The 4784-nt window shown below is 69.4% G+C and carries 4 protein-coding genes; all 4 read right to left on the bottom strand.

Annotation, left to right across the window (positions count from 1 at the left end; genetic code table 11):
* Window positions 1-20: 20 nt before the first annotated feature.
* On the bottom strand, window positions 21-1676 hold the full coding sequence (locus STRTUCAR8_RS44655; protein ID WP_006383110.1) for a DUF1996 domain-containing protein: 1656 nt from the start codon (window positions 1674-1676) through the stop codon (window positions 21-23).
* A 222-nt stretch (window positions 1677-1898) separates the two neighbouring features.
* Window positions 1899-2552: a response regulator transcription factor gene (locus STRTUCAR8_RS44650; RefSeq protein WP_006383109.1), complete on the bottom strand. Its 654-nt coding sequence runs from the start codon at window positions 2550-2552 to the stop codon at window positions 1899-1901.
* Window positions 2537-3841 carry a sensor histidine kinase gene (locus STRTUCAR8_RS44645; protein ID WP_078507507.1) on the bottom strand — a complete coding sequence of 435 codons (1305 nt, stop codon included), beginning with the start codon at window positions 3839-3841 and terminating at the stop codon, window positions 2537-2539. Before STRTUCAR8_RS44645 ends, STRTUCAR8_RS44650 begins: the two co-directional genes overlap by 16 nt.
* Before the next feature lie 96 nt (window positions 3842-3937).
* Window positions 3938-4534 (bottom strand): winged helix-turn-helix domain-containing protein, encoded by a 597-nt coding sequence (locus tag STRTUCAR8_RS44640; RefSeq protein ID WP_006383111.1) that lies wholly within the window; start codon window positions 4532-4534, stop codon window positions 3938-3940.
* Window positions 4535-4784 lie beyond the last annotated feature (250 nt).

Here is a 4784-nt window from a genome sequence, read left to right as displayed (position 1 = left end):
ACGGTGGACCACCGGTGGATCTACTGGCACTTCTTGCCGGTGTTGATGCAGTTGACCATCTGGTTCATCGTGTTCTGGGAGAAGAAGTTGATGAAGTCGTTGTGGTCGGTGATCGGCTTGTGCAGGTTCTCCGGGAAGGAGTCCACCGCGTACGGGTTCACGACCGTGCCGTTCTGCAGCTTCGGCGCCGGGACGTTGTAGACCAGACGGACCTGGAGCTGGGGGATCGCCTTGAAGCCGTTGGCGCAGGTGCCGTCGGCCTGGACGAAGGACACGTGAGTGCGGTGGTTCGCACTGTCGATGTTCTGGCCGTCCCAGCAGCTCTGGAAGTCGGTCGTACGGACCACGGCACTGCCCTGCGGGCAGATCGGGTACTTGTCCTTCAGCTGCACCTTGTTCTCGAAGCCGGTGCAGCTCCAGTTGACGTTGGCGTTCGCGTTGCCGTTGACGAAGGCCTTGGCGTCACCGGTGATGATGCGCAGGGCGGTCGGCATCGCGACGACGTTGCCCTTCTTGTTGCCGACGAACTTGATCTGCGCCTGGGAGGCCTGCAGGATCTGGCCGACGTTGCCTTCCTTGCCACCACCGTCGTTGTTCTGGTCGAAGTCCTGCGTGCCGTTCTGCAGGCGCAGCACCGGCCAGAAGTACGACGACTTGTCACCCTGGTTCTGGCAGCTGGTCTGAGCCGCCGCCAGCTCCTGGTCACTCGCGAACGCGTCGTTGCTCTGGTTGCCGACGTAGTCGTGCAGGTGGTGCGCACCGTTGCTGACGCCCGGGGCGACGATCACGTTGTCCGTGTTGTGGTTGTCGTTCCCGTTGGTGCCGCACTTCGTGGTGAAGGAGCCCCGCGAGCCGCTGTTGCCGTTGGCGGGCAGCCCGTTCGCGCCGACACCCAGCTGGGCGTTGCCCTGGACCTTGGTGATGTCCACGAAGTCCGCGGCCACCGGCCCGTTGCCGCCCTGGCCACCGCCGGCGGCGTTGCCGGCGTTGCCCTGACCCTGGCCCTGGCCGGCGTTGCCCTGGCCGTTGTTGTTCTGACCCTGGCCGTTGTTCTGGCCCTGACCGTTGTTGTTCTGGCCGTTGCCCTGGTTGTTCTGGCCGTTGTTGTTCTGGCCACCGTTGTTCTGGTTGCCGTTGTTGTTCTGACCGTTGTTCTGGCCGTTGTTCTGCCCGCCGTTGTTGCCCTGGCCGGCGTTGGTCTGCGGCGCGGCCGCGACAGCGGTGCACGGGGCGAACTGCGCCAGGTTGTCGGCCCCGGAACCACCAGCCCGCTTGATGTTGATCCGGATCCGGTCGATCGCCGCGATGCGCTTGTCCTTCAGCGGACCGGTGATCGCGTTCTGCACGAAGCTCGCGTCACCGGCCTGCGCCTGCCGAGTGGAGGCGAGACGCGCGTAGGCCTCGGTGATCTGGTTGTCGAGATTCGCGAGCTCCTTGTCCACGCCGGCGCGGGCGCCGCTCGGGACGTTCGAGAGCTTCTGGCCGACGTCCGGGCAGTCGATCGTGGCGATCTGTGCGGCAGCGGCCTTGGTCTGGTTCTGGGCGCCGTTCTCCTCATGTGCGGAGGCGTAGAAATTCGCCCAGACAAGTCCACCTCCACCGATCGCGAGGGCCGCGGATGCGGCCACGGCGCGAACGGCCAGCGGTGAGCGTCGTTTACGTGCATTGCGTCCCATGGAACTCCTCTGGCTTCCTTGCGGGGCTATAGAGGCGCCCGACAGGAGTGAAGCGGCGCCATCCATTACGAGGGGGACCTCAGGAGTGTTCAGCCGCCTCAGAAATTGATGAGAGATTCGTAGGACAATTCGACCCCAACTCCACCGGGTATACCGGGAGTTGCGGATCTCTTACGGCAAGTGTTCGGCGAGGGACCAGATATCGTCGACTTTGGCGTACTTTCAGCGCCCCTGGTCGAGATAGGTGAGTACCGCCAGAACGCGGCGGTTGTCATCGTCCGACACCTCGAGTCCGAGTTTGGCGAAGATGTTGGACGTGTGCTTGGCGATCGCCCGCTCCGTGACAACGAGATGCCCGGCGATCGCCGCGTTCGAACGTCCCTGAGCCATGAGGTCCATCACCTCCAGCTCCCGGGGCGTCAGCCGCCCCAGCGGCCGGCCGTCCCCGGCACGCGCCAGCAGCAGCTGCTGGATCACCTGCGGGTCCATGGCGGTACCGCCCGCCGCGACCCGTCGTACGGCGTCCACGAACTGCTCCGCGTCGAACACCCGGTCCTTGAGCAGATAGCCGACCCCGCCGTCCCCGTCGGCCAGCAACTCCCGCGCGTACAGCCGCTCCACGTGCTGCGACAGCACCAGCACCGGCAGCCCCGGCCGCGCCCGGCGGGCCCGCAGCGCGCACTGCAGCCCCTCGTCGGTGTGCGTCGGCGGCAGCCGTACGTCGACCACGGCGACGTCCGGTGCCAGCTCGGCGAGCGCCCGGTCCAGCTCGGGTCCGCTCTCCACCGCCGCGGCGATCTCGAAGTCGTACGCCTCCAGCAGCCGGACCAGTCCGTCGCGCAGCAGGAACAGGTCTTCGGCTAGGACAACTCGCAAGGAATCTCCATGGTCACCGTGGTGGGACCGCCAACCGGACTGCTGACGGCCAGGACGCCGTCGAATGTACCGAGCCGCCGCTCCACCCCCGCCAGCCCCGACCCGCCCCCGACCCGGGCCCCGCCCCGTCCGTCGTCGGTGACGGCGATCCGCAACGAGCCGTCCGCGTACCGCACATCGACCCCCACGCGCTCGGCGCCGGAGTGCTTGACGGCGTTGGTCAGCACCTCGCTCACCGCGAAGTACGCCGCCGACTCCACGGGCGCCTCCGCCCGGCCGCCGTCCAGTTCGACCGTCACCTCGGTGCCGACGGGCAGCCGCAACGCCAACGCCCGTACCGCGTCGCCCAGTCCACGCTCGGCCAGCACCGGCGGATGGATGCCGTGCACCAGGTCGCGCAGCTCGGCGAGCGCGTCGGCGGAGGACCGGCGGGCCCGGGCGAGCAACTCCCGCGCCTTTTCGGGGTTCTTCAGGATGAGTGCCTCGGCGGTCCCCAGATCCAGCCCCACGGCGACCAGCCGTGCCTGCGCACCGTCGTGCAGGTCCCGCTCGATCCGCCGCAGTTCGGCGGCGGAGGCGTCGACGGCGGCCCGGCGGGTCTCGGTCAACACCCGTACCCGCTCGGCGAGTTCACCGCGCCCGGCGCCGAGCAGGGCCCCGGTGAGCAGGAAGTGGAGCCGCAGAAGGGCGGGCGTCAGGAAGTAGGAGGCGACGAGGAGTACGGCCCCCAGGGCGCCGGCGGCGAGCGCGCTGCCCTGTCCGCCGACCGGCACGAAGCCGTACCACCAGCCGACGTACGTCCCGTCCGTGAACACCCGCCACAGTCCGAGGGCCAGCGCGAACCCCTCGAAGGGGTACAGGACCAGCGCGGCCGGCACCAGCGCCGTGACGAACCCGAGCACCGCGTCGAGAGGCAGCCACGCGAACTCCCGCCAGGTCGCCGGGTCACGCAGCACCAGGAGGGCCCGCGCCCGGCGCCCCGCGTCCGCCGGCGGCACCCGGTACCGGGGCGGGATCCGCACCCCGCCCCACCGGACGGCCGCCAGCCGCCGCCGGTCGGCCCACGCCCGCACCCAGGTGACGACCCGGGGAGTGGTGAGGAGGCCGATCCCCAGGACGGGCACCAGCAGGAGGGAGACGAGGGAGAGCACGAACAGCAGCGTCGACCCGACGAGCGAGGCGACGGCGAGCAGCAGCGACCGCCCCCCGGCGACCACGACGGTACGAACCCGTACCTGCACCCGTACCCGTGACCGAACTCGTACCCGTGCGGTGCTGACGTCGTCCATACGGTCAGTCTCGCCGAGGGCGCCCCGCCGGGTCACGGGCGCGAACACCCGTACAGGGGGGTGGTGCCAGGGACACCCCTGGAGACGGCAGCCGGATCAACGAGCGGTCGGGGGCGTGTACTTGTACCCCACGCGACGTACCGTCTGGATCGCCTGCCGGTGCTCCGCGCCGAGCTTGCGGCGCAGCCGGGCGATGTGGACGTCGACGGTCCTGCCGTCGCCCACGTGCCCGTAGCCCCACACCGTGGTGACCAGCTGGTCACGGGTGTGCACCCGGCCCGGGTGGGCGACGAGATGGGCGAGCAGCTCGAACTCCAGGTACGTGAGATCCAGTGGACGCCCGTCGACCTCGGCGGTGCGCTGCACGTCGGCGACGCGTACGAGGGTTCGGCCGCCGTCGGCGGGCGACTGCGCCGGCGCAGGCACCAGCTCGGGGTCCGGGAGCGCGAACGGCAGTACGGGCGGCTGCTGGTCGGCCGGTACGAGCACCAGGTAGCCGATCATCGGCGGCCGGCCCGGCAGCGTGGGCAGGGTGTGCGGGGGAGCGGGCAGCCAGGTGGCACCCGGCGGCAGGAAGTCCCTGACGTCGACCACCTCGTCCCGGTCGACGGCACGCAGCCGGTGTCGTGCGGAACCGCCGGCGGAGAGGGGAGAGAGAGGAGCCAGGGGGGAGAGCGTACGAGTGGTCGCCATGAGAGGTCAGCTCTTTCGCGCGAGGAGTTCGTCGGGGGACGTACGTCGTGCGCGTCGGCGGAAGACCGAGAGGTACGGCTTCGGAGGGGCCGTACGGCTGGTGTTAGAGGGCCGACGCGTTCATCGCGCGACAACACACCCGGTCGAAGTCGTGGTGCTGGCGGGAGGGCCAGAAGGGCTCGAGGTCGTGACGACCTGTCGCGATGCACTTCTGGAAGCTGGCCATGGGTCCATTGAAGCAGAGAAGGGG

Source organism: Streptomyces turgidiscabies Car8, from assembly GCF_000331005.1.
Lineage (GTDB): Bacteria > Actinomycetota > Actinomycetes > Streptomycetales > Streptomycetaceae > Streptomyces > Streptomyces turgidiscabies.
The sequence above is the reverse complement of the archived record's forward strand: the minus strand, read 5'-3'. Positions and strand labels throughout refer to the sequence as shown.